At 64.5% G+C, this 23,310-nt stretch carries 19 protein-coding genes, 1 other RNA gene and 2 pseudogenes; 7 read left to right on the plus strand and 15 right to left on the minus strand.

Going from position 1 to position 23,310, the window contains the following annotated elements; genetic code table 11:
* Entirely contained in the window at positions 1 to 1,185 is a 1,185-nt protein-coding gene (locus ACVWW1_RS33550) for an acyl-CoA dehydrogenase family protein (RefSeq protein WP_456658843.1), read from the plus strand.
* A gap of 150 nt (positions 1,186 to 1,335) precedes the next feature.
* Positions 1,336 to 2,477: pseudogene (locus ACVWW1_RS33555) on the plus strand (acyl-CoA dehydrogenase family protein).
* Positions 2,478 to 2,747: 270 nt separating this feature from the next.
* Here ACVWW1_RS33555 and ACVWW1_RS33560 read toward each other — a convergent pair.
* The 9 genes from ACVWW1_RS33560 to ACVWW1_RS33600 all read right to left on the minus strand — a co-directional run bounded on the left by ACVWW1_RS33560 (position 2,748) and on the right by ACVWW1_RS33600 (position 11,009).
* Positions 2,748 to 3,785 carry an amino acid ABC transporter substrate-binding protein gene (locus ACVWW1_RS33560; RefSeq protein ID WP_456658844.1) on the minus strand — a complete coding sequence of 346 codons (1,038 nt, stop codon included), beginning with the start codon at positions 3,783 to 3,785 and terminating at the stop codon, positions 2,748 to 2,750.
* Between the two features lie 63 nt (positions 3,786 to 3,848).
* Positions 3,849 to 4,442 carry a L,D-transpeptidase gene (locus tag ACVWW1_RS33565; RefSeq protein ID WP_456658845.1) on the minus strand — a complete coding sequence of 198 codons (594 nt, stop codon included), beginning with the start codon at positions 4,440 to 4,442 and terminating at the stop codon, positions 3,849 to 3,851.
* Positions 4,443 to 4,612: 170 nt separating this feature from the next.
* Positions 4,613 to 4,741 (minus strand): DUF2474 domain-containing protein, encoded by a 129-nt coding sequence (locus tag ACVWW1_RS33570; protein ID WP_092122578.1) that lies wholly within the window; start codon positions 4,739 to 4,741, stop codon positions 4,613 to 4,615.
* Between the two features lie 101 nt (positions 4,742 to 4,842).
* Positions 4,843 to 5,853: a cytochrome d ubiquinol oxidase subunit II gene (cydB, locus tag ACVWW1_RS33575; RefSeq protein WP_456658846.1), complete on the minus strand. Its 1,011-nt coding sequence runs from the start codon at positions 5,851 to 5,853 to the stop codon at positions 4,843 to 4,845.
* A complete protein-coding gene (locus tag ACVWW1_RS33580; RefSeq protein WP_456658847.1) occupies positions 5,850 to 7,256 on the minus strand; it encodes a cytochrome ubiquinol oxidase subunit I in 1,407 nt (468 codons plus the stop codon). The genes cydB and ACVWW1_RS33580 overlap by 4 nt, the downstream gene beginning before the upstream one ends.
* A 120-nt stretch (positions 7,257 to 7,376) precedes the next feature.
* On the minus strand, positions 7,377 to 7,955 hold the full coding sequence (locus ACVWW1_RS33585; protein WP_456658848.1) for a redoxin domain-containing protein: 579 nt from the start codon (positions 7,953 to 7,955) through the stop codon (positions 7,377 to 7,379).
* An 18-nt stretch (positions 7,956 to 7,973) separates the two neighbouring features.
* Positions 7,974 to 8,669: a cytochrome c biogenesis CcdA family protein gene (locus ACVWW1_RS33590; RefSeq protein WP_176534114.1), complete on the minus strand. Its 696-nt coding sequence runs from the start codon at positions 8,667 to 8,669 to the stop codon at positions 7,974 to 7,976.
* A gap of 414 nt (positions 8,670 to 9,083) precedes the next feature.
* Positions 9,084 to 9,695: a sigma-70 family RNA polymerase sigma factor gene (locus tag ACVWW1_RS33595; protein ID WP_456658849.1), complete on the minus strand. Its 612-nt coding sequence runs from the start codon at positions 9,693 to 9,695 to the stop codon at positions 9,084 to 9,086.
* 246 nt (positions 9,696 to 9,941) lie between these two features.
* Positions 9,942 to 11,009, minus strand: a complete 1,068-nt coding sequence (locus ACVWW1_RS33600) for an acyltransferase family protein (protein ID WP_456658850.1) — start codon at positions 11,007 to 11,009, stop codon at positions 9,942 to 9,944.
* Between the two features lie 215 nt (positions 11,010 to 11,224).
* On the opposite strand from ACVWW1_RS33600, the gene hrpB reads away from it, so the two are divergent.
* The 3 genes from hrpB to ACVWW1_RS33615 all read left to right on the plus strand — a co-directional run bounded on the left by hrpB (position 11,225) and on the right by ACVWW1_RS33615 (position 16,253).
* Complete coding sequence (gene hrpB / locus ACVWW1_RS33605; RefSeq protein ID WP_456658851.1) at positions 11,225 to 13,693, plus strand: ATP-dependent helicase HrpB; 2,469 nt, start codon at positions 11,225 to 11,227, stop codon at positions 13,691 to 13,693.
* A 153-nt stretch (positions 13,694 to 13,846) separates the two neighbouring features.
* Positions 13,847 to 15,313, plus strand: a complete 1,467-nt coding sequence (locus tag ACVWW1_RS33610; RefSeq protein ID WP_456658852.1) for an NCS1 family nucleobase:cation symporter-1 — start codon at positions 13,847 to 13,849, stop codon at positions 15,311 to 15,313.
* A 439-nt stretch (positions 15,314 to 15,752) separates the two neighbouring features.
* A complete protein-coding gene (locus ACVWW1_RS33615) occupies positions 15,753 to 16,253 on the plus strand; it encodes a TIGR02281 family clan AA aspartic protease (protein ID WP_207840464.1) in 501 nt (166 codons plus the stop codon).
* A 293-nt stretch (positions 16,254 to 16,546) separates the two neighbouring features.
* Here ACVWW1_RS33615 and ACVWW1_RS33620 read toward each other — a convergent pair whose 3' ends face one another.
* Complete coding sequence (locus tag ACVWW1_RS33620; RefSeq protein ID WP_456658853.1) at positions 16,547 to 17,032, minus strand: hypothetical protein; 486 nt, start codon at positions 17,030 to 17,032, stop codon at positions 16,547 to 16,549.
* 9 nt (positions 17,033 to 17,041) lie between these two features.
* Positions 17,042 to 17,767 (minus strand): hypothetical protein, encoded by a 726-nt coding sequence (locus ACVWW1_RS33625; RefSeq protein WP_456658854.1) that lies wholly within the window; start codon positions 17,765 to 17,767, stop codon positions 17,042 to 17,044.
* A 679-nt stretch (positions 17,768 to 18,446) separates the two neighbouring features.
* On the opposite strand from ACVWW1_RS33625, the pseudogene ACVWW1_RS33630 reads away from it, so the two are divergent.
* Positions 18,447 to 19,947 (plus strand): annotated as a pseudogene (locus ACVWW1_RS33630) (phosphomannomutase/phosphoglucomutase).
* Positions 19,948 to 20,065: 118 nt separating this feature from the next.
* Here the strand turns inward: ACVWW1_RS33630 and ACVWW1_RS33635 are convergent.
* The 4 genes from ACVWW1_RS33635 to ACVWW1_RS33650 form a co-directional block, all read right to left on the minus strand.
* Positions 20,066 to 20,566: an Lrp/AsnC family transcriptional regulator gene (locus tag ACVWW1_RS33635; protein ID WP_456658855.1), complete on the minus strand. Its 501-nt coding sequence runs from the start codon at positions 20,564 to 20,566 to the stop codon at positions 20,066 to 20,068.
* Positions 20,567 to 20,642: 76 nt separating this feature from the next.
* Positions 20,643 to 21,590, minus strand: a complete 948-nt coding sequence (locus tag ACVWW1_RS33640; protein WP_176534106.1) for a sugar kinase — start codon at positions 21,588 to 21,590, stop codon at positions 20,643 to 20,645.
* 80 nt (positions 21,591 to 21,670) lie between these two features.
* Positions 21,671 to 22,621 carry an NAD(+) diphosphatase gene (gene nudC / locus ACVWW1_RS33645; RefSeq protein WP_456658856.1) on the minus strand — a complete coding sequence of 317 codons (951 nt, stop codon included), beginning with the start codon at positions 22,619 to 22,621 and terminating at the stop codon, positions 21,671 to 21,673.
* 6 nt (positions 22,622 to 22,627) lie between these two features.
* Positions 22,628 to 23,047 (minus strand): HIT domain-containing protein, encoded by a 420-nt coding sequence (locus ACVWW1_RS33650; RefSeq protein WP_456660736.1) that lies wholly within the window; start codon positions 23,045 to 23,047, stop codon positions 22,628 to 22,630.
* A gap of 97 nt (positions 23,048 to 23,144) precedes the next feature.
* Between ACVWW1_RS33650 and ffs the strand changes: the two genes are divergently transcribed.
* An RNA gene (gene ffs, locus ACVWW1_RS33655) (signal recognition particle sRNA small type) lies at positions 23,145 to 23,241 on the plus strand.
* Positions 23,242 to 23,310 lie beyond the last annotated feature (69 nt).

Raw genomic sequence — 23,310 nt, forward strand, 5'->3', positions numbered from 1 at the left:
ATGGCTGACCTCGAGAAATTCCGCGCTGAGACCCGCGCCTGGCTGGAGCAGAACTGCCCGGCGGAGATGCGCAAACCGATGACCTCCGATGGCGACACCTTCTGGGGTGGCCGCAACACGAAATTCTCGTCGGACGCGCAGCGGCTCTGGTTCGAGCGGATGCGCGACAAGGGTTGGACCGTGCCGCATTGGCCGAAGGAATATGGCGGCGGCGGCCTCGACGGCGAGGAAGCCAAGATCGTGCGCCAGGAGATGGCGGCGATCGGCGCGCGGGCGCCGCTGACCTCGTTCGGCATCTCGATGCTCGGACCGGCGCTTTTGAAATACGGCACCGAGGAGCAGAAGAAGGAGCATCTGCCGAAGATCACCGCGGGCCTGATCCGCTGGTGCCAGGGCTATTCCGAGCCGAACGCCGGCTCCGACCTCGCCTCGCTGCAGACCCGCGCGGTGGGCGACGGCGACGACTACATCATCAACGGCCAGAAGATCTGGACGTCCTACGCCAACTATGCCGACTGGATCTTCTGCCTGGTGCGCACCGATCCCGCGGCCAAGAAGCATGACGGCATCAGCTTCATTCTCTTCGACATGAACTCGAAGGGGGTGTCGACCAAGCCGATCCTTTTGATCTCGGGCTATTCGCCGTTCTGCGAAACCTTCTTCGACAATGTCCGCGTGCCGAAGTCGCATGTCGTGGGCACCGTCAATCGTGGCTGGGATGTCGCGAAGTATCTGTTGCAGCACGAGCGCGCGATGATCTCGGGCATGGGCGAGCGCGGCGTCGGCCGTCCGCTCGGTCAGATCGCCGCCGACTCGGTCGGCGCGGACGCGCAGGGCCGGCTCGACGACGCCCAGCTGCGCAGCCAGATCGCGAATTTCGAGGTCGACGAGGCCGCGCTCGCCGCGGCGGCGGAGCGCGCGGTCGATCTCGCCAAGGCCGGGCAGTCGCATCCGGCGTTCTCGTCGGCGATGAAATATTACGGCACCGAGCTCAACAAGCGGCGCTACGAGATCCTGATGTCGGCGGGCGGCATCGACGCGCTGGAGTGGGAGAGCGACCGCTCCAGGGCCGGCGCCCGCCCGCGCGCCTGGCTGCGCACCAAGGCCAACTCGATCGAGGGCGGCACCTCGGAGGTGATGCTCGGCATCGTCGCCAAGCGCATCCTCGACCTGCCGGGCGCGTAAACTCTCCGCCGTCATGGCCGGGCTTGACCCGGCCATCCACGCCTTTGTGGCGGCAGGCCCAAAACGTGGATGCCAGGCTCAAGGCCGGGCATGACGACATCTTGGAATTCAACTGAACAAACGACTAACACAGAGTTACCGGATCCATCCATGGCCCTCGTCCTCACCGAAGAACAATCCATGCTGCGCGACAGTGCGCGCGGTCTCATCAGCGACAAGGCGCCGGTGGCGCATCTGCGCTCCTTGCGCGACAGCAAGGACACCACCGGCTTCTCGCGCGAGCTCTGGAAGACCTTCGCCGAGATGGGCTTCTCCGGCCTCCTGGTGCCGGACCAGTTCGGCGGCAGCGGGCTCGGCTGCGTCGAGGCCGGTATCGTCATGGAGGAGATCGGCCGCACCTTGATGCCCTCGCCATTCCTCGCGACCTCGGTGCTTGCGGCCTCGGCGCTGTCGCGCGGTGGCAGCGAGGCGCAGAAGGCGCAGCATCTGCCGAAGATCGTCGACGGCTCGCTGCTCGCAGCACTCGCGATCGATGAGGGCGCCAAGCATCGTCCGCTGCAGACCAAGTTGCAGGCCACGCGCTCCGGCAACGGCTTCAGGCTGTCAGGCGACAAGGCCTTCGTGGTCGACGGTCACACCGCCGATCTTTTGATCGTGGCTGCGCGCACGGCCGGCGGCGCGGGCGACAAGAACGGGTTGACGCTGTTCCTGGTCGATCCGAAGGCGAAGGGCCTCGCGGTCGAGCGCACCGCGATGGTCGATTCGCACAACGCGGCGCGCATCGTGTTCGACAATGTCGAGGTCAATGCCGACAGCGTGCTCGGCGAGGTCGATCAGGGGGGCGAGCTGCTCGAGGGCGTGCTCAATATCGGCCGCGGCGCGGTCGCGTCCGAAATGGTCGGTCTTTCCGAAGAGGTGTTCGGCCGCACCGTGACTTATCTTAAGGAACGCAAGCAGTTCGGCAAGGCGATCGGCGAATTCCAGGGGCTGCAGCACCGCGCCGCCGAGCTCTACATCGATATCGAGATCACCCGCGCCGCCGTTCTGAAGGCGCTGCAGGCGCTCGATGCCGATCTGGGCAAGGCGGGCAATGCGGTCGCCGTGGCCAAGGCGCGCGCGCCGGCACCACCGCGACGCTGGCGGTCCAGGAAGGCGTGCAGATGCATGGCGGCATGGGCATGACCGACCAATTCGACATAGGCTTCTTCATGAAGCGCGCCCGCGTCTGCCAGGAGCTGTTCGGCGACAGCAATTTTCACACCGACCAGCTGGCGAGCGGCAAGGGCTACTGAGCGCGGGCGACGGCGCCGCGCAACGCGCTGTCGCCACACAACAGGCTGTCATCGCCCGGCTCGCCCGGGCGATCCAATATTCCAGAGACAGTCGTATTTGAGCGGAGAAGCCGCGGCGTACTGGATCACCCGCTTTCGCGGGTGATGACAGCGGTGAGGTGGATCGGAATAGGCTCGTCATTGCGAGCGACGCGAAGCAATCCATCTTTCCACGTGCGGAGGAATGGATTGCTTCGTCGCTTCGCTCCTCGCAATGACGATGGAAAGAGTCTAGCGAATCGGCGGCGCGTATTGGACGCCGCCGGCGTTCCAGAGCTGGTTCATGCCGCGCGGAATCTTCAGCCTGGAATCGGCGCCGACGTTGCGGTCGTAGACCTCGCCGTAATTGCCGACGTGCTTGATGATGCGCACCGCCCAGTCCTTGGTCAGGCCGAGATCCTCGCCATAGGAGCCCTCGGTGCCGACCAGCCGCATCACCTCCGGCTTCTTCGACTTCAGCGCCTCGTCGATATTCTTCGAGGTGATGCCGAGTTCTTCGGCGTTGATCATGGCGTAGAGCGTCCACTTCACGATCATCATCCAGTCGTCGTCGCGCAGCCGGACCACCGGCGCCAGCGGCTCCTTGGAGATGATGTCGGCCAGGATGGTGTGGTCGTTCGGCTTGGAGAGGTTGAGCCGCAGCGCATAGAGCTGCGAGGCGTCCGACGTCAGCGTATCGCACTGACCGGTGTCATAGGCCTTCACGACATCGTCCAGCTTGTCGAACTTCATCTCCGTGTACTTCATGTTGTTGGCACGGAAATAGTCGGCGAGGTTGAGCTGCGTCGTGGTGTTGGCCTGCACGCAGACCTTGCTGCCGTTCAGGTCGAGCGCGGAATCGATATTGCGCGAGCGCGGCAGCATGAAGCCCTGGCCGTCATAATAGGCGACCGCCGGGAAATAGAGGTCGTAATTGGTCTCGCGCGACATGCTCCAGGTGGAATTGCGCGAGAGGATGTCGACCTTGCGGTTCTGCAGCTCCTTGAAGCGTTCGCTGGCGTCGAGCGGAACGAACTTCGCCTTCGACGGATCGTCGAAGATCGCCGAGGCCACCGCGCGGCAGAAGTCGACGTCGAAGCCGGTCCAGTTGCCCTTGTCGTCCGGGATCGAGAATCCCGGCAGGCCCTTGTTGACGCCGCACAGCACGTCGCCGCGGCGGACGGTGCGCTTCAGCGTGCGGGTGTCGTAGCGCTCATAGGTGATGGCGGCGGCCGCAACCAGCGTGGCGACCGCGAGCCCGATCGTCAGGCCGCCTCGAAATGTACGCATGGGTTCTCTCTCGCGAATGATCGGGGAAAAACAGGTCGGATATCGAAGGCGGGTGGGTCGAGATTACAGTTCGGGCTTCTGCCGAATGATCACCTTGGTGCCGACCGGAACGCGATTGTAGAGATCGGCGACGTCGGCATTGACCAGGCGGAAGCAGCCGGACGAGATCGCGGTGCCGATGGTGTCGGGCCGGTTGGTGCCGTGGATGCGGTACACCGTGGTGCCGAGATACATCGCGCGCGCGCCGAGCGGATTGCCCGGGCCGCCCGCCATGAAGCGCGGCAGATAGGGCTGGCGGGCGATCATTTCCGGCGGCGGGGTCCAATCCGGCCACTCGGCCTTGCGGGTGATGGTCACCAGCCCCTGCCACGTGAAGCCGTCGCGGCCGACGCCGATGCCGTAGCGGAGTGCGCGGCCGTTACCCTGCACGAGGTAGAGATGGCGTTCGGCGGTGGAGACGATGATGGTGCCCGGCGCCTCGTTGGTCCGGTAGTACACGACCTGCTTCTGCCATTCCGGATCGAGCTCGTAGCTGTCGTCGGCGACCAGGCCCGGCTCGTCGGCGTCCGGGCGGTTTTGGGCGAAGCCTTGCGACGTCGACAGCACGAGCGCGCTCGTGGCGATCAACATCCAGACCAGGTGACGAAGTTTCGTCATGCAAAGCTCTCCTTGTGGCGCGCGGCCAAATTGCTTGCTCCACCCAATTCGCGGGTGGCATCAAATCTCAGCGGCAGCTTGATGGCAAGTTTAGGGCGACGCTACAGGTATATCTCTGTAATGCCTCTGTTTTCTGTCATGGGGGGCTGGAGCGCGCCAGACTGGCGGCCTTATTTCGGCGCAATCCAGAGTCGCAACGCGAAAGAGACCAGGGTCACGGTGCCGACGCCGCCGAGCCAGAGCGCTGCGAACCACAGCAGGCGCTGGCCCAGCGGCCGCTGATTCGGCACGAGAGCCATTTCCGTTCCGATGGAATCGGAACGAGGCTCTCGATTCTCTTTTTGACGCGTTTTCTTGACGCGAACCGGAATCCACCTCGCTGGAAAACGCTCTGGTGGCATCAGTGGTATCCGTGGCCGGGGCGCACCTTGCCGCGGAACACCCAATAGGCCCAGGCGGTGTAGCCGAGGATCAGCGGCACCAGGATCGAGACCCCGAACAGCATGAAGATCTGGCTGTTCGCGGGCGACGCCGCCTGCCAGATCGTGATGCTCTGCGGCACGATGTACGGGTACATGCTGATGCCGAGCCCGGCATAGGACAGTGCGAACAGCGCCAGCGTCAGGAAGAACGGCTGGTGGTCGTTCTTGTTGCCGAGCGCGCGCAGCAACAGCGCGGTGACGGCGGCGACCGCGATCGGCACCGGCGCGGTGAGGATGATGTTGGGCCAGGCGAACCAGCGCTGGGTGTACTGCACGCTCAGGAACGGGGTTGCGATGCTGACGGCGCCGATCGCGCAGAGCATCGCGACCAACAACGTCCAGCTCAGATGATAGGCGCGCTCGCGCAGCTCGCCTTCGGTCTTCATCACCAGCCAGGTCGCCCCCAGCAGCGCATAGCCGATCACCAGCGCAATGCCGGTCAGGACGCTGAACGGCGTCAGCCAGTCCCACCAGCCGCCGGCGTAGTGGCGCCCGTCGACATGGATGCCCTGCAGGATGGCGCCGAGCGCGATGCCCTGCGCCAGCGTCGCGACCAGCGAGCCGCCGGCGAAGGCGAGGTCCCATTTGTTGCGCGCCTTCTGGGTCCGCCAGCGGAATTCGAAGGCGACGCCGCGGAACACGAGGCCGAGCAGCATCGCGATCATTGGCGTGTAGAGCGCCGGCATCAGCACCGCATAGGCCAGCGGAAACGCCGCCATCATGCCGCCGCCGCCGAGCACCAGCCAGGTCTCGTTGCCGTCCCACACCGGCGCCACCGTGTTCATGATGACGTCGCGATCGGTCTTTTGCGGAAACAGCGGAAACAGGATGCCGAGGCCGAGATCGAAGCCGTCCATCACGACGTAGACGAACACGGCGAAGGCGATGATGAAGGCCCAGATCGTGGCGAGGTCGATGGGGATGCTCATCGCACGCCCTCCACGGCTGCACCTGCCGCCGGCGTGATGCCGGCCGCACGGGCGGGAAGGTCCTTTGTCGGGCCTTGCTCGCCGGGATGCGGCGGCTGCGCCATCAGCCGCAGGATATAGATCACGCCCGCGGTGAACACGGCGAAATAGACGATGATGAAGGCGATCAGCGAGGAGCCCACCGCCGGCGCTGCCAGCGGCGATGCCGAATCGGTGGTGCGCAGCAGGCCGTAGACGGTGAACGGTTGCCGCCCGGTCTCCGTGGTGATCCAGCCGGCGAGCACCGCGACGAAGCCGGCCGGGCCCATCAGGACCGCGAAGCGATGCAGCAGCGGTGACTGGTACATCATGCCGCGCCAGCGCATCAGGAGGCTGAACAGGCCGAGCCCCATGATCAGGAAGCCCAGGCCGACCATGATGCGGAACGACCAGAAGGTGATCGGCACCGGCGGCCAGTTTTCACGCGGCACGGTGTCGAGGCCGGCGAGCGGCGCGTCGAGCGAATGCTTCAGGATCAGCGACGACAGCTTCGGCACCTCGATCGCATATTTAACTTTCGCATCGGCCTGGTCCGGCCAACCGAACAGGATCAACGGCGCGCCGTCCTTGTGGCTCTGGTAGTGGCCTTCCATCGCCATCACCTTGGCCGGCTGGTGCTCCAGCGTGTTGAGGCCGTGCTGGTCGCCGGCGAGGATCTGGATCGGCGCCACCAGCGTCGCCATCCACATCGCCATCGAGAACATCACGCGCGGACCCGCCAGATGCTGGTCGCGCAACAGGTGCCAGGCGCCGACCCCGCCGACCACCAGCGAGGTGGTGAGGTACGCCGCCAGCACCATGTGCACGAGGCGATAGGGAAAGGACGGATTGAAGATCACCTTCAGCCAGTCGGCGGCGACGAACTGGCCGTCGGCATTGACGGCATGACCGGCCGGCGTCTGCATCCAGGAATTGGCCGACAGAATCCAGAACGCGGAGATCAGCGTGCCGATCGCGACCATCAACGTCGCCACGAAATGCAGCCTGGGGCCGACGCGTTCGAGCCCGAACAGCATCACGCCGAGAAAGCCCGCCTCGAGGAAGAATGCGGTCAAGACCTCATAGGCCATCATCGGGCCGATCACCGGCCCGGTCTTGTCGGCAAAGGACGACCAGTTAGTGCCGAACTGGTAGGACATCACGATGCCCGAGACCACGCCCATGCCGAACGCGACCGCGAAGATCTTCAGCCAGTAATTGAACAGGTTGATGTAGACCTCGCGCCCGGTGGCCAGCCACAGCGCTTCGAGCACCGCGAGATAGCTCGCAAGCCCGATCGAGAATGCGGGAAACACGATGTGGAACGACATCGTGAAAGCGAATTGCGCGCGGGCGAGTACGACCGCATCCCAGCCTTCGAACATCACGCACCGTCCGTCATTCATGTCGGGCGCGATCACGTTCGGGAATCGCGCATTCCCGGCGGTGAGCCTATCATGCCGGGAATGACGGCGGATTGTCCAATTAGCTGACAAATTGTCCAATCAGCTATCGGCGTTGAGCAGCCGGGCGACGGTGCGGTCGATCTCGTCGTACTGGCCCTCGCCGGCGTGCTGGAACACGATCTTGCCGTTCTGGTCGATGATGTATTGCGCCGGCCAGTACTGGTTGCCGTAGGCGTTCCAGGTCTGCGAATTGTTGTCCTGCGCCACCGGATAGAGGATGCCGTGCCGCTTCAGCGCCGCCTGCACGTTGGAGGCCGAATGCTCGAACGGGAATTCCGGCGTGTGGACCCCGATCACGACGAGGCCGCGATCCCGGTACTTTGAATAAAGTTGGGTGACGTGCGGCAGCGTGTTGACGCAGTTGATGCAGCCATAGGTCCAGAAATCCACCAGCACGACCTTGCCGCGCAGGTCGGCAAGTTTGAGCGGCTGCGAATTGAACCAGTTGCTGATCCCGGCGAATTCGGGCGCGGCCTGGCTCTGCGCGGGGGTCATCGCGGTGGCCATTGGAACGGGCACGGCCGGCGCGTTCGACTCGGTGCAGAGGCCGGGGATGACGGCGCCGCCGAGGCCAAGGGCCGCCACCAGAGCGGATACAGCAATCAAGCGCAGGGACATCGATCTCTCCTTATGAGCTCACAGGCCGATCTGGCCGTTGGGATAGAACTGGGTCAGCCACGCCACGATCAGCGTGTCGTATTGCAGGTAGGACAGCGCGGCGAAGGCGATGATCACGACGCCGAAGCCTTGCTGCAGGCGCGGCGCGATCCGCGCCATGCTGCGCACGCGGGTGGTGACGGCCTGCCCGCCATAGGCAATGGCAAGCATCGGGATCGCGGCGCCGATCGCATAGGTCACGAGCTGCAGGCTCGCCCACGCCGTGTCCTTCGAGGTCGCGACGATGGTCAGGATCGAGCCGAGCACGGGACCGGCGCACGGCGTCCATACCAGGCCGAGCGTAGAGCCGAGCACGAAGCCGCCGAACAGGCTCGGCGACGGCCCGGCCTGACTGAGGCTGCCGGTGGCGCCGGTCAGCCGGGTCGACAGCCATTCGAACGGCGCCGGCCAGATCATCAACAGGCCGAAGCCTGCGAGCAGGATGGCCGCGCCGGTCCGCAGCAGGTTCGGATCGAAATCGAAGGCACGCGTGATCGCACTCAGCAGCAATGCCACCGCAGAGAATGACATCACGAAGCCGAGCGCGATCATCGCGGGCCGCGCCTTGCCGGTCTGGCCTATCGATACCCCGAGCAGGATCGGCAGCATCGGCAGGGTGCAAGGGGCGGCGACGGTGGCGACACCGGCAAGCAGGGCAAGGGCAAGGCTGAGCATCGTCGTCCGTCCATCAGAAGTCCCGGCGCGCCAGAGGGCCGTGCCGGGTACGCCTGATGTTCTTCGCCAGGACGGCGTGGCCGTTACGGCGGAGCGGTCCCAAGCGCCGTCACGTCCGTGTGAGACGAGCCGTGTTCGGCTTCACGACCGCGCGCCAAAAACAGAGCGACCCGGCTGGGGGGCATCCCGGCCGGGTCGTTGGAGGTTACTTGGGAGGTTAGAACTAGGGAGGTATCGAAACCTGGGTCAGTGAATTGGGGTTGGGGTTGCGTCGTTGGATATTGGTATAGAGATCGCGTTTTTCCGGGTGATGTCGTCGATTGTTTCAATTGTTTCGTCGCCGACCTTTTTTGGCTTCGTGGACAATTGCCCCGGTTGCTCGATCTCCTTCTAAATACCTGAATTTGCTTTATTTTAGGCCGCAACGCTGTCCACGCCGGCGCCCCTCAGGAGGTCGGCCAGCTGCTTGCGGGCATAGAACATGCGGGTCTTCACCGTGCTCTGCGGGATACCGATGATCTGGCCGGCCTCCTCGACCGACTTCTCATGGTAGTAGACCAGATTGATGATCTCGCGGTGGGCTGGCGACAGCTTGGCCACGCAGGCGCGCAGGATCTCGCTGGTGGTGGCGCGATCGAGCGAGGTTTCCGGCGTGTCGGCGCCGTCGGCGATCTCCAGCACGTCGTCCTGGTCGATGTCCTCATGCCTGCGCTGACGCAGCGCGGTCAGCGCCTTGAAGCGGGCGATCGACAGCAGCCAGGTCGAGACCTGCGAGCGGCCCTCGAACTGGGCCGCGGTGCGCCAGACGTCCAGGAACACCTGGCTCACCAGGTCCTCGGCCATTGTGGTGTCGCGCACCATGCGGAGCACGAAGCGGTAAACCCGGACGTTGTGACGGGCATAGAGCGTGTGCATCGAGGTGCGGTCATTCTTGGCGATATGCGCGAGCAGCTTTTCATCCGAGGTCGCGCGTGCAGCGTCGATGTGCTTCTTGGCTGCAGAGTTGATGGCGATGACGTTCGGCATGACAGGCTCCCAGTTCGCCGTTGGGCGGCGGTTCGTTGGGAGAATTGTTAGTTAGCGCCCGTTTCCGGATGTCTGCGCGAAAGGCGGAAAATGGTTTCGTGACCGGGAGAATTGTTTCGTCGCGGCCCCGGCGACGAAACATTCGGGACCAAAAAGCCAGTCATTTCAACATACGGAAAATTGGAATGGCTGGATTCGCCGCTGCTGGAACGAATCCGGCCCATGACTTCCGGCACTACCCGCGGCCTATTCGGCCGCCTGCAGCGTGGGCGCTGCCCTTTTCGGGGCGATCCAGAACGCGTCGGGCCGCTCGAACAGGAAATTGGCGCGGGCCGCCAGCGCCAGCCGCCAGATCAGGAGCGCGCCGGCGACGCCGACCGCGGTGACGATCAGCGCGACCAGGCCGATGTCGTGGATGACATCGGACCGCAGCAGAAGGGTGCGCGTCGCGGCCATCGGCAGGAAGAAGGCGAGGTAGATCACGATCGAGTGCTCGCCGCAGAAGCGCAGGAAGCCGAGCCAGTGCGCGCGCGCCAGCAGCGTGCCGGTCACGATGATCGCGCAGGCGCCGGCCAGACCGAGTGCCAGCGAGACGACCGGCCACTCACTGATGTCGAGCGCGACCAGGCTGCCATTGACGAGCGCCCAGAGCCCAAGCCCGAGCAGCGCAAATGCGGGCCGCGCCCGCGCGCGGTCCGACAGCGCGAACACGTAAGCAGCGAGCACGTAGCCGGTGAAGAAGTAGACGAAGCGGGCGCAGAATTCGTCGATCACGGTCCAGCGGGTCACGACATGCGCGCTCTCCAGCGCCGCGGCGACGAGCCAGATCGCGAGCGGGTGGACATTGCGCGTGAGCTTGGTGACGACGAAGAAGATCGGCAGCAGATAGATGAACCACAGCGTGCCGAACGGCTCGATGAAGGCCTCGAGATATTGCAGCCCGACCGCGGCCCAGCCTGCCTCAGCGGCCAGCGACGGTGCCTTGAAGCCGAACTGGATCGTCACCCACAGCACGTAGAAATAGGCGAAGTGCATCACCTTGCGGTCGAGATAGGTGCGCCAATCGCGATCGATCACGACCGACAGGAACAGCCCCGAGATCAGGAAGAAGTCCGGCATCCGGAACGGTTTCGCGAACATCACGACATAATGCATGAAGCCGGTCTGCTCGGCGGCCTTCTCGACCCCCAGCACCGAATGCATCATCACGACCATGACGATGCAGATGCCCTTGGCATAGTCGACCCAATCGACGCGTGCGGCCGCGTTCCCGGCGGAACGATCTGTCGCAGCCTGTGTGCCGTTTGTGGTCATCCTTGTCCCGTTCCGGCGTGATCGGGCTCATCATCGGCCCGATTGGTTGCTTTCTCCTTTATCCATACAAAGGATGTGCCGCCGAACCCGGGGACCTTTCCCCGGTTCCCTGGACCGGGCGAATGGTCTAAGAGGCCCTGAAATCCTAGAAGAAGCCGTGTTTTGTTAACCACAGGACGCAGGTCGGCCGAGGGCCGCTGCCGCGATGAGACTCCTTGCCGCACCATTTCGATAGCCCGCTGCCGATCGACGCCGTGCTCGATGAACTCGACCGCACGCTCGATCGCCGCAATGCCGCCGTGCTGGTCGCGCCGCCGGGCGCCGGCAAGACCACGCGCGTGCCGCTGGCGTTGCTCGATGCGCCGTGGGCCAAGGGGAAGAAGATCATCGTGCTGGAGCCGCGCCGCATCGCCGCGCGCGCCAGCGCCGAGCGGATGGCGAAGACGCTCGGCGAGCGGCCCGGAGAGACCGTCGGCTATCGGGTGCGCTTCGGCTCAAAGGTGTCGCGCGCGACGCGGATCGAGGTCGTGACTGAGGGCATCTTCTCGCGCCAGATCCTCGACGATCCCGAGCTCAACGGCGTCGCCGCGGTACTGTTCGACGAATTCCACGAACGCTCGCTCGACGCCGATCTCGGACTGGCGCTGGCGCGCGACGCGCAAACCGGCCTGCGCGAGGACCTGCGCATCCTCGTGATGTCGGCAACGCTCGATGGCGCGCGCGTCGCAAGGCTGCTCGGCGACGCGCCTGTTGTCGCGAGCGAGGGCCGCGCCTTCCCGGTCGAGACACGTTACGTCGGCCGCAAGGTCGACGCGCCGCTGGAGCGGCAGATGGCCGAGACGATCGCGACCGCGCTGCGCGCCGATGCCGGCTCGGTGCTGGCCTTCCTGCCGGGTGCGGCCGAGATCCGCCGCACCCAGACCTTCCTCGCCGAGCGCGTGCACGACGCCTCGGTCGAGATCGTGCCGCTGTTCGGCGCGCTCGATGCCGCCGTGCAGGATCGCGCCATCGCGCCGGCGCCGAAGGGGATCCGCAAGGTGGTGCTGGCGACCTCGATCGCCGAGACCTCGCTGACCATCGAGGGCGTGCGCATCGTGGTGGATTGCGGCCTGGCGCGGGTGCCGCGCTACGAGCCGGACATTGCCTTGACCCGGCTCGAGACCGTGCGGGCCTCGCGCGCCGCGGTCGATCAGCGGCGCGGCCGTGCCGGCCGTACCGAGCCCGGTGTCTGCTACCGGCTCTGGGACGAGCCGCAGACCGCATCGCTCGCGGCCTACACCGCACCCGAGATCCTCTCCGCCGATCTGTCCTCGCTGGTGCTCGACCTCGCGCAATGGGGCATCAGCGATCCCGCAAGTCTTGCCTTCCTCGATCCGCCGCCCGGGCCGGCGCTGAAGGAAGCGAGATCGCTGCTCGGCGAACTCGGTGCGCTCGACGATGACGGCCGCATCACCGAGGAGGGCAAGAGCCTGCGCGCGCTGGCGCTGCCGCCGCGGCTGGCGCGCATGATCGTGGACTCCGCGCGCTTCGGTGCGGGCGAGGAGGCGGCCGAGATTGCGGCCGTGCTGAGCGAGCGCGGGCTCGGCGGCGACAGCGTCGATCTCGACCACAGGCTCGACCAGTTCCGCCGCGACCGCTCGCAGCGGGCATCGAGCGCGCGGAGCATGGCCGCGCGCTGGGCCTCGCAGGTGAAGGCGGCGGTGAGCGAGCAGAAGGATCTCTCGACCGGCGTCATGCTGGCCTTCGCGTTTCCGGATCGCGTTGCCAAGAACCGCGGCAATGGCAGCTTCGTGCTGGCCAATGGCCGCGGCGCCGCCGTGGAGCAGACCGCGGCGCTGGCGCGGCTGCCCACTATCACGGTTGCCGAACTGACCGGCACGGCGGCGAGCGGCCGCATCCTGCTGGCGGCGCCGATCACCCAGGAGGAGATCGAGCAGCGCTTCGGCGACCAGATCGAAAACGTCGAAGAGGTGGCGTTCGACCGCGGCGCGATGGCGCTGCGCGCGCGCCGCCGGCGTTCACTGCACGCGATCACGCTGTCGGAAGCGCCGATGCCGCTCAAGCCGTCGGCCGAGACCGCGCGCGTGTTCGCCGACGGCTTGATCGCTGTGGGTCTCGACCGGCTGCCGTGGTCGAAGCATTCGAAACAGTGGCGCGACCGAATCATGTTCCTGCGCAAGGCCGAGGACGACAGTTGGCCCGATCTGTCGGACACGGCGCTCGCCGCGCGCGCCGACGACTGGTTGGTGCCCGCGCTCTACGACAAGACCGCGTTGAAGGATCTGTCCGCCGGCGACCTGTCTGACGCGCTGACGGCGCTGTTGCCGTGGGACCTGCGCGCGCGGCTCGATCGCGAGGCACCGACGCATTTCGAGGCGCCGACCGGAACGCAGCTTGCGATCGATTACGAGGCCGAGCAGGGCCCGACCATCGCGGTGCGGCTGCAGGAGCTGTTCGGGCTCAACACCCATCCCTCGATCGCCAAGGGCGCGGTGCCGCTGGTGCTGGAACTGCTGTCGCCGGCGCAGCGGCCGGTGCAGGTGACGCGCGATCTGCCGGGTTTTTGGCGCGGCAGTTACGCTGCGGTGCGTTCTGACCTGCGCGGCCGCTATCCGCGCCATCCCTGGCCGGAAGATCCCGCCAGCGCGATGCCGACCAGGCGCGTGAAACCGCGCGGCACCTGATATCAGCGCAAACGCGCAGCGGTTGTCGCGCGCGCAATCCGGTCCCCACTTTTCCCGATCATGCTGATCGGTTGCGCTGGCGAGCGCCGGCAAACGGTGGTTAGATTTGCATGCTGGGATGGGATCACGGGCTCGCACTTTGGGGAGGCCGCCATGGACTTCAAGAACCTGGAGATCAAGAACGCATCGCCGTCGCTCTACAACGAAGACCTGGCGCCGGCCAAGGAACGCAACTGGGGCGCCTTCAGCATCTTCAACGTCTGGACCTCGGACGTCCACAGCCTCTGGGGCTATTACCTCGCCGCCAGCCTGTTCCTGCTCTGCGGCAGCTTCGTCAACTTCATCCTGGCGATCGGCGCCGGTTCGCTGGTGATCTTCGTGCTGATGAGCCTGATCGGCAATGCCGGCGTGAAGACCGGCGTGCCCTATCCGGTGCTGGCGCGGGCCTCGTTCGGAATCTGGGGCGCCAACATTCCGGCGCTGGTGCGCGCCATCGTCGCTTGCTTCTGGTACGGCGCGCAGACCGCGGCGGCCTCGGGCGCCATCGTCGCGCTGCTGACGCGTATCGACAGCTTCAAGGCGTTCCACCAGTCCAGCCATATGCTCGGCCATTCCGGGCTCGAGGTGATCTGCTTCGTCGTGATCTGGGCGCTGCAGCTCCTGATCATCCAGCGCGGCATGGAGACGGTGCGCCGCTTCCAGGACTGGGCGGGGCCGGCGGTGTGGTTGATGATGCTGATCCTCGCGATCTATCTCTGCATCGCGGCCGGCGGCATCTCGCTCACCGCGCCGATCCCGCAGGATGTGCTGCTGGAGAAGACCAAGGATGCCGGCGTGCCCGGCGAACCCGGCACCTTCCCGGCGCTGTGCGCCGTCGCCGCGACCTGGATCACCTATTTCGCGGCACTCTATCTCAATTTCTGCGACTTCTCGCGTTACGCGCCCGACGCCAAGGCGCTGCGCAAGGGCAATATCTGGGGCCTGCCGGTCAATCTGATCCTGTTCTCGCTGGTCGCCGGCGTCACCACGATCGCAGCGTTCAACGTCTATCACGAGGTGCTGCTGCATCCCGACCAGATATCGGCGAAGTTCGACAGCTGGTTCCTGGCGCTGCTCGCCGCGGTCACCTTCGCGGTGGCAACGCTCGGTATCAATGTGGTGGCCAATTTCGTCTCGCCGGCGTTCGACTTCTCGAACGTGTTTCCACGGCATATCGACTTCAAGAAGGGCGGCTACATCGCGGCGCTGATCGCGCTGGCGCTTTATCCGTTCGCGCCCTGGGAGGGCAGCGCCGCCTCGTTCGTCGGGCTGATCGGCGCGACCATGGGGCCAATCTTCGGGATCATGATGGTCGACTATTATTTGATCGCCAAAGGTCGCGTGAACGTGCCGGCGCTGTACCAGGAAGATGGCGAGTATCGCTTCCAGAACGGCTGGAACGTCAGCGCGCTGATCGCGGCCGCGATCGGCGCCCTGTTCTCGTCGGTGCTGCCGAACTTCACCTCGATCCTGCCGGCCTGGTGGGCGGTCTATGGCTGGTTCTTCGGCGTCGCCATCGCAGGCGCGGTCTACTACGCGCTGCGCGTTGCGATGCCGAGCCCGGTCGCGAAAACGGCCTGAGAGGCAGGTCGCCTGAAAGGCGGCCTAAAGCAAGATGAGTCTGGGTTGAACAGGGTCCGCAGACTGGGTTTACCTCTCCCCATTGGGGAGAGGTCGATTTGCGCAGCAAATCGGGTGAGGGGCCGCGGCTCCAACGAGAGAGCGTAACCCCTCACCCGGCGCTACGCGCCGACCTCTCCCAAGGGAGAGGTGAACTTCCGTCGCCGCTACAGATCAAACCTAATCTCATCATGCATTAGGGACCATCTGGGGACCGGCAAATTCCCTCTAGAGGAGGCGGCCGATGACATTCGGCCGCCTCAGCGCGGTCGCATTAACTCTTCGCTCATCCTTTTCGCCAAAATGGCAGCCTCGCGCTGCCGCCCTCGCTCGCGGCGGGGCGGCTGGCGTGGTGAAATTGCGTGTTCGGTTTTCCGAGTATGGTGTCATGCGTAACCTGATGATTTTCGCGGCCATCCTGATCGGGCTGGGCACTTTCATGGCCCAGATGGCCAGCAAGATGTCGCCCGCCGCCGCGACCACCGCAAAGCAGACCATGGCCCCCGCCGTCGCGGTGGCGCAGGCCAGCGCCCGCACGCTCAGCATTGCGCCCGATCCGCGCGGTCACTTCGCGACCGACGGTCGGATCGACGGCCAGCGCATCAACTTCATGGTCGACACCGGCGCCTCCGTGGTGGCCCTGAACGAGACCTCGGCAGCGCGCTTCGGCCTGCGCCCGGTGCCGGGCGATTACACTTCGCGTGTCACCACCGCCAATGGCACCATCAAGGCGGCGCGGGCGCACCTTGCCATGATCGAGATCGGCGGCCTCACCGTGCGCGACGTCGATGCGCTGGTGCTGCCGGACGAGGCGCTGTCCGAAAACCTGCTCGGCCTGTCGTTCCTCTCGAAGCTTAAGCGCTTCGAATACGCCAACGGAAAGTTGTTGCTGGAGCAGTAGGGCCGATTGGCATCAGAGCCCTATGCAAGTCTTCCGCTATCCAAGTCTTCCGCTGGATGTCTTTCTCCGCGATGCGAATCGTCTCCTCAGAACGGCAGAAAATTCCGCTGAAACTGAGGAGGGTGGACATCCAAGGAGCCTCGAGGGAGTTCAGAGCGCTGCTTGTTCACATTTTGGGAATGAGAGGGCATCGAGTCGATCTTCGCGACGGCGCGGCATTTGCGCCAGACGTTCGCGGACAACATCGGACCTGAAGCGCTTTCGCAGGGTGTCGAGTCGATCTCCCGGCATGCTCACCGCAAATCCCGACTGCACTCTCTAATATAGTCGGGCGGATCGTCGAGATTCGGGCAGCGCACGACCTGAGAGCAAAAGACTTCGTCACCGTGTTTGAATATCGAGACTTTTAAACCCTCGTCTCTCTCCGTCGGTTTCCCAATAATAGCTATGCCTAGACCGCGATCGTCACCTGATAGCGACACCTCATCTACGCCAAAAGCAAAAACGGATAGACACTCTTTCGGCACATCGGTCCATTGCCCATTGTGTTCAATGCGCATCGACCGTTCCAGGCCTACCCCAAATCCTTTTTCTTCCGGGTTTCGGTCGCAAACTGCGTTGATGGTGCGAAGTTCGATCTTCGCAAGATTCCCGCCTTGTTGATTTTTGAAAGTCAAAGTCACGACATCCGGCTTACACCAGGGGACAGAGTTTGCTTTGCATACCGTTGAACCGGAGAGCAGAAGGCATAAGGCTCCAGCGAGCGCGAACATTTTCATCGAGGTGCCTCAATATTTGTAGCGATTCCAATCAGGCATCCTCGCCCCCGTCGGCTTGCCGTTATGCCAATACAATCTGCTCCCATACCGAGATCCAACCCACGCTTGGTAACCTGGAGTTTTCTGAGAATAAGCCTCCGCATTTCTTAGATCTCCATCACTTTCGAACTGATCTTTCCAGTGCATGTGCCCACGTGCGATCGCACCGTTGTCGCCAAGCCCCACACCACCGGCTAGCGCTCCGTCTTGGAACCCGCGCACTATTTGATCGTAGTAATATAGTCCGCCACGCTTATGAATTTCCACGCCCAACTCCGGGATAAAGCCCCCACTCTTGGTCTCTTCCGGGTAATGTTGGGTACCAAGGTCTATCATTTCCTTGCGGGCAGTGTCCCATGCGCGTTCCGCGCTCTCGAAACCGATCCCCGCATTGCGGCTCGGATTGTCACCACCTTCGTCGCCGCCGAAACGCTTGATGCCGACGATGCCACCCGATCCGCTGGGGCTGTTGCCAGTCGCCGGCCCATTGACGCCGGGCTGACCGGCTCCTGTCGCGGGCTGTTGCGGCGGGGTTTGCGGCTGTGGCTGCGCTGGTTGAGTCGGTGTCTGCGGCTGTTGAATCTGCGCCAGTTGAGCAGAGCCATCCGCGGCGAACGGATCGTGGTCAACGGGAACGAGCGAGTAGTCATCGAAATCCGGCTGATGGTCCACCGGCACCAGAGAGTAATCGGGCATTGATCATCACCTACAGATATTGCGGACAGCTTCGGGTGAGCCCGTGCGTGACCGCACCTCGCGGAGAGGGCTGGGTTGGCTTTAAGTGTTTGAAGGCAAGTGTTTGAAGGATGGCTTGGGCGATGGCGCGGAAGTGTCGCTTCCGATTCGGCTTGCCCATCGTCTTCGCCGGGCGCCCGCCTGTCGGCGGGGGGCGGCCCTGGCTATCAGCCAGTTCGGCTCGCTGCGGTGGCCAATTTCGGCGTGCTCGGCAGTGTGTTGGCCGACAGCGGCCTGTCCGATTGAAAAAGCCCGCAGCGGATTTTCCGGTGCGGGCTCAATTGTTGCGACGATGAAAATATATCGGGGAGTTGCCCGACGTGTCAATTGTTCGACGCGCAGATTGCCGAGCGCCGGGAGCGGCTGAAATAGCAACCGCAGGGCAATGCCTGTCGATGCCTGGCGCCACCCTGCAGAAACCATGCTGGGTCGGAGCGATTAGCGGTCAAGCAGCTCGTAGGGCGCAACAGCGTGCATATTGCGCCGCCGGGCAAGGATGGGTGGATGACGACAGTATTTCGCCGACGCCAAATCTGCCGTAATTATTAGCCACAAGCCGTCAATCCTGCCTTCCGCTGCGGTGATGCATTCGCTAAAGCCAGCGGCATTGTTCCTCCGCATTCCCACGAGGCTATTCCTGATGTTTCCCAAGCCGAAATCCGCGCTGGTCCCGAACACCTATGCCTTCGAATCCGAGCCGATGGTGAAGCCGACCGGGTTTCGCGAATACGACGCGCGCTGGCTGTTCAACAAGGAGATCAATTTGATGGGCGTGCAGGCGCTGGGCATGGGGCTCGGCGCGCTGATCGCGGAGCTCGGCGTCAAGCAGGAGATTGTCACCGGCCACGATTTCCGCGGCTATTCCGCCTCGATCAAATACGCGCTGATCTCGGGCCTAATGGCGGCCGGCTGCAAGGTGCATGACATCGGGCTCGCGGTGACGCCGATGGCCTATTTCGCGCAGTTCGATCTCGACGTACCCTGCGTCGCGATGGTCACCGCTTCGCACAACGACAATGGCTGGACCGGCGTGAAGATGGGCGCCAACCGTCCGCTCACCTTCGGCCCCGACGAGATGACGCGGCTGAAGGAGATCGTGCTCAACGCCGCGTTCGACAACAAGGCCGGCGGCTCCTATCAGTTTCACGAGAATTATCCGGCGCGCTACATCGCCGACCTCACCAACCGGCCGAAGCTGAAGCGCAGGCTGAAGGTGGTGGCGGCCTGCGGCAACGGCACCGCGGGCGCGTTCGCGCCGCAGGTGCTGGAGGCGATCGGCTGCGAGGTGATCCCGCTCGACACCGAGCTCGATCACACCTTCCCGAAATACAATCCGAATCCCGAAGACATGGAGATGCTGCACGCGATCCGCGACGCGGTGCTGGCGCACAAGGCCGATGTCGGTCTCGGCTTCGACGGCGACGGCGACCGCTGCGGCGTGGTCGACAACACCGGCGAGGAGATCTTTGCCGACAAGGTCGGCGTCATGCTGGCGCGCGACATGTCGGCGATCAACGCCAACGCGCAGTTCGTCGTCGACGTGAAGTCGACCGGGCTCTTCGTGACCGATCCCGTCTTGCAGAAGCACGGCGCGAAGACGGTCTACTGGAAGACCGGGCATTCCTACATGAAGCGCCGCACCAATGAGCTCGGCGCGCTCGCCGGCTTCGAGAAGTCCGGCCACTTCTTCTTCAACAAGCCGTTCGGCCGTGGCTATGACGACGGCCTGGTGTCGGCGATCGCGATCTGCGAGATGCTCGACCGCGCGCCCGGCAAGTCGATGGCCGACCTGAAGGACGCGCTGCCGAAGACCTGGTCGTCGCCGACCATGTCGCCGCATTGCGCCGACGAGGCGAAGTACGGCGTGGTCGACGCGGTCGTGAAGCACTTCGAGACGCTGCAGCAGAACGGCGCGCAGGTCGCAGGCCAGAACATCCGCGATCTCGTCACCGTCAACGGCGTGCGCGTCACGGTCGCTGACGGCAGCTGGGGGCCTGGTGCGCGCATCCTCCAACAAGCCGGAGCTCGTGGTCGTGGTGGAAAGCCCGGTCAGCGAGCAGCGCATGCGCGACATGTTCGAGGCGATGGATTCGGTGCTGCGCACGCATCCCGAGGTCGGCGCGTACAATCAGAAGATCTGAGGCGGGGCCTTCCGCAAGGCGGTTGTCGTCACCCGCGAAAGCGGGTGATCCAGTACGCCGCGCTCTGGAATACTGGGTCGCCCGGCCAAACCGGGCGATGACATCTAGGGAGCGGCGCTTACGCCGCCGGCACCGGCAGCGCCGTCACCGACTTGATCTTCTCCATCGCGAAGCGCGAGGTGACGTTCTTCAGCGGCACGGCCGAGATCAGCTTCTTGTAGAACACGTCATAGGCCTGCATGTCCGCGACCACGACGCGCAGCATGTAGTCGACGTCGCCGGCCATCCGGTAGAACTCCATCACTTCGGGCATGGCGCTGACGGCGTCGGCGAATTTGCGCAGCCAGGCTTCCGAATGGTCGGCGCTCTCGACCGAGACGAACACCGAAATCCCGAGCCCGATCTTGTTCTGATCGACCAGCGCCACGCGGCGCAGGATGACGCCGTCGGCCTCCAGCCGCTGGATGCGCTTCCAGCACGGCGTCGACGACAGCCCGACCCGGTCGCCGATTTCGGCGACGGAGAGCGAGGCGTCCTCCTGCAACACGGTCAGGATCTTACGATCGATGGCGTCGAGGCGGCGGCTGTTGTCATGAAGCTGAATGGCGGCATCGGTCATAGAAGAAAGTTCCACATGAAGGTTCAAACTCCCTCATATAGAGAAAAATCTTCCAAATCAAGCGGGCCGTGGCCGGTCAGGCCGGCCGGGCGTCGGCGTGTTCGCCCAAAAACGCTTCAACTTCAGCACGTTGCGGTGCGGCATAAGCGCCCCCGAAGCGGGTGCATTTCAGCGCTGCGGCAGCCGAGGCAAAGCGGAGTGCCTGTCGCAGCTCCTGCTTCTCGGTGATGGCGAGGGCAAACGCCCCGTGGAAGACGTCGCCGGCGCCGAGCGTGTCGACGGTATGGACCGGGAAGGCCGGCGTCTCCTCGAGCCCGCCCTTCTCATTGAGCCAGATCGTGCCCTGAGGGCCGCGCGTGCCGGCCAGGAAGGAAGGCGTGAGCTTGGCGAGCTTTTGCAGTGCCTGGCCGTCGTCGGTGACGTCGGCGGTCTGCTGCAGCGGCTCGCTGGAAAACACCAGATGGGATGAGGCGGTGAGCAGCCCTTCCCGCATCGACATCGCGCGGTCGACGTCGACCACCACGGGAATGCCGCGCTTGACCGCCTCGGCGCAGAGCTCGGTGCAGAACGGCGCGCAGCGGCTCTCGGTCAGGATCGCCGCGCAATCCTCCAGCAGCAGCTCGGTCGGCGGCAGCTTGACCTTCCAGAGCTCGGGATCGCGGAAGGTGACGATGGTGCGCTCACCGGTGTCGTCGATCATGATCGCCGAGATCGGGGTGACCAGGTCCGGCATGTGGATGAGATGGTTGGTTTCGATGCCTTCCTGGGCCAGCTTGTCGAAGATGTAGCGGCTCGAGGTCTCCCGCGAATCACCCATCGGCCCGCAGATCGAGGCGCGGCCGCCCAGCCGGACGATGCCGATGGCGGCGTTCAGCGCGTTGCCGCCGCAGATCTCGTCGAAATGGGTCGCGTTCTCCTTGGAGCCGCGGGCCGGTACGTTGACGCGGAAGGTCAGGTCGCGCACCGGCAGGCCGATGCAGAGGATGCGGGGCGGGACTTTCGTGGCGTCGTTCTGAAAATTCATGCAGGGGTCCGTCGCAATGGTTCCGTCAACTGCCACAAGCTGTGTGCAGGTCTAATCGGCAGAACGATGTCCGGTTCCCGCTATTGGTCCAACGGATTTCGGTGGTGCACCCAGCGGCCGAGCAAATGATGGGCAATCGCGAACGGATGCGGCCCGGCCAGGCCGTCGGGATGCTGGCGCTTGAGCATCAGCGTCGCCTCCGCGTGGTCGAACCAGCGCGCGTCCTCGAGCTCGGTGCGGTCGACCACGATGTCCTCGTTGGTCGCGCGCGCGGTGCAGCCGATCATCAGCGATGACGGATAGGGCCAGGGCTGCGTCATGTAATAATTGACGTCGGTGCAGCGGATGCCGGACTCCTCGAAAATCTCGCGCCTGACCGCGTCCTCGATGGTTTCGGCGGCCTCGACGAAGCCGGCGAGGCAGGAATACATCCCGGGCATGAACTGCTTCTGCCGGCCGAGCAGCACCTTGTCGCCGGACGTGACCAGCATGATCACGACCGGATCGGTGCGCGGAAAGTGCTCGGCCTTGCAGCTCGGGCATTCGCGCTTCCAGCCGCCGTCCTTCATCGCCGTGCGGGTGCCGCAGTTCGGACAGAAGCCGTGGCGCTGATGCCAGGTCACCATCGATTTCGCCATCGCGATGGCCGACAGTTGCTCGGGCGGCACCACGCCCTGCATCGCCATGCCGCGCAATTCGGTGATCGCGACGTCGGCGCGGCCGACCAGCTTCTCGGCCGCCTGCGGCGCGATCCCCATGCCGAAGATCGGCGCGGCATCGCGTAGCCCCAGGAAGATCGTGCCGGGATTGGCGCCAAAGGCGCGGGCCTCCTCCAGCGAGAGCAGGGCGCGGGCGCCGCCTTCCTCCTGCTTCACGACCAGCGAGTCGCGATAGATCACATAGGCTCTGGCCTCGCGATGGCCCTCCAGCGCGAACAGCTTCTCGTCATTGCTGCGCAGATGCGCGGCGCGGTCCAGCACATGGGTGACGAAGGCCGGCTGGCCAAGCGGAAATGAATCGGATGCAGACATCGAAAATCAACCCAACCAGATCTTGCGGCGAAGCGCGTTGATGAAATTCTGCACTTCCTCGGGGTCATGCGCCAGCGGCGGCATCACGCCCCAAACGGGACGCGGCCATGCAGCGTCGCTGGTGCGGCGCGCGATGACGTGGACGTGGAGCTGCGGGACGAGGTTGCCGAGGGCTGCGACATTCAGCTTGTCGCACTTGGTGACCTCTTTCAGGGCCCGCGAGACGCGGGTGATCTCCGTCATCAGCTGCGCCTGCTCGACCTCGTCGAGGTCGATGATCTCGACCGCGCCGTCGCGCCGCGGCACCAGCAGCAGCCAGGGATAGTGCGCATCCTTGATGACGAGCACCTTGCACAGCGGCAGGTCGCCGATGTCGATGGTGTCTTTCTTGAGCTGCGAATGCAGCGACCAGTTGGAGGCGGGCATGAGGCGCAAGTAATGCCTTTCCGTGTTCCCAGACAAGCCCCACAAAGCCCGGTCAGGCCGCTTGCTTTCCGGCGGTTTTGGCCCCAAATAGGGACCGGGAGATTGGCGGTGGACGAGCCACTCGCCAACCGGGTCAGGTCCGGAAGGAAGCAGCCCTAACGAGGTCCGGATCGGGTCGCTCGTCAGTCTCCTACCTGTTTTTCCGGGCGAATCGCGCTGGAACGGCGGTCTCCGCGCCCGGCGCTTGATTTCGGCTCTTATCC

The sequence above is a fragment of the Bradyrhizobium sp. JR3.5 genome (assembly GCF_054057015.1).

Coding starts and splice junctions, on each gene's coding strand:
- ACVWW1_RS33560 (WP_456658844.1), bottom strand. CDS start 3,785: ATGCGTACATTTCGAGGCGGCCTGACGATCGGGCTCGCGGTCGCCACG.
- ACVWW1_RS33635 (WP_456658855.1), bottom strand. CDS start 20,566: ATGACCGATGCCGCCATTCAGCTTCATGACAACAGCCGCCGCCTCGAC.
- ACVWW1_RS33625 (WP_456658854.1), bottom strand. CDS start 17,767: ATGCCCGATTACTCTCTGGTGCCGGTGGACCATCAGCCGGATTTCGAT.
- ACVWW1_RS33595 (WP_456658849.1), bottom strand. CDS start 9,695: ATGCCGAACGTCATCGCCATCAACTCTGCAGCCAAGAAGCACATCGAC.
- ACVWW1_RS33590 (WP_176534114.1), bottom strand. CDS start 8,669: ATGCTCAGCCTTGCCCTTGCCCTGCTTGCCGGTGTCGCCACCGTCGCC.
- ACVWW1_RS33570 (WP_092122578.1), bottom strand. CDS start 4,741: ATGGCTCTCGTGCCGAATCAGCGGCCGCTGGGCCAGCGCCTGCTGTGG.
- ACVWW1_RS33650 (WP_456660736.1), bottom strand. CDS start 23,047: ATGCCCGCCTCCAACTGGTCGCTGCATTCGCAGCTCAAGAAAGACACC.
- ACVWW1_RS33640 (WP_176534106.1), bottom strand. CDS start 21,590: ATGAATTTTCAGAACGACGCCACGAAAGTCCCGCCCCGCATCCTCTGC.
- ACVWW1_RS33550 (WP_456658843.1), top strand. CDS start 1: ATGGCTGACCTCGAGAAATTCCGCGCTGAGACCCGCGCCTGGCTGGAG.
- ACVWW1_RS33585 (WP_456658848.1), bottom strand. CDS start 7,955: ATGTCCCTGCGCTTGATTGCTGTATCCGCTCTGGTGGCGGCCCTTGGC.
- nudC (WP_456658856.1), bottom strand. CDS start 22,621: ATGTCTGCATCCGATTCATTTCCGCTTGGCCAGCCGGCCTTCGTCACC.
- ACVWW1_RS33610 (WP_456658852.1), top strand. CDS start 13,847: ATGGACTTCAAGAACCTGGAGATCAAGAACGCATCGCCGTCGCTCTAC.
- ACVWW1_RS33620 (WP_456658853.1), bottom strand. CDS start 17,032: ATGAAAATGTTCGCGCTCGCTGGAGCCTTATGCCTTCTGCTCTCCGGT.
- ACVWW1_RS33565 (WP_456658845.1), bottom strand. CDS start 4,442: ATGACGAAACTTCGTCACCTGGTCTGGATGTTGATCGCCACGAGCGCG.
- ACVWW1_RS33615 (WP_207840464.1), top strand. CDS start 15,753: ATGATTTTCGCGGCCATCCTGATCGGGCTGGGCACTTTCATGGCCCAG.
- ACVWW1_RS33600 (WP_456658850.1), bottom strand. CDS start 11,009: ATGACCACAAACGGCACACAGGCTGCGACAGATCGTTCCGCCGGGAAC.
- ACVWW1_RS33580 (WP_456658847.1), bottom strand. CDS start 7,256: ATGTTCGAAGGCTGGGATGCGGTCGTACTCGCCCGCGCGCAATTCGCT.
- cydB (WP_456658846.1), bottom strand. CDS start 5,853: ATGAGCATCCCCATCGACCTCGCCACGATCTGGGCCTTCATCATCGCC.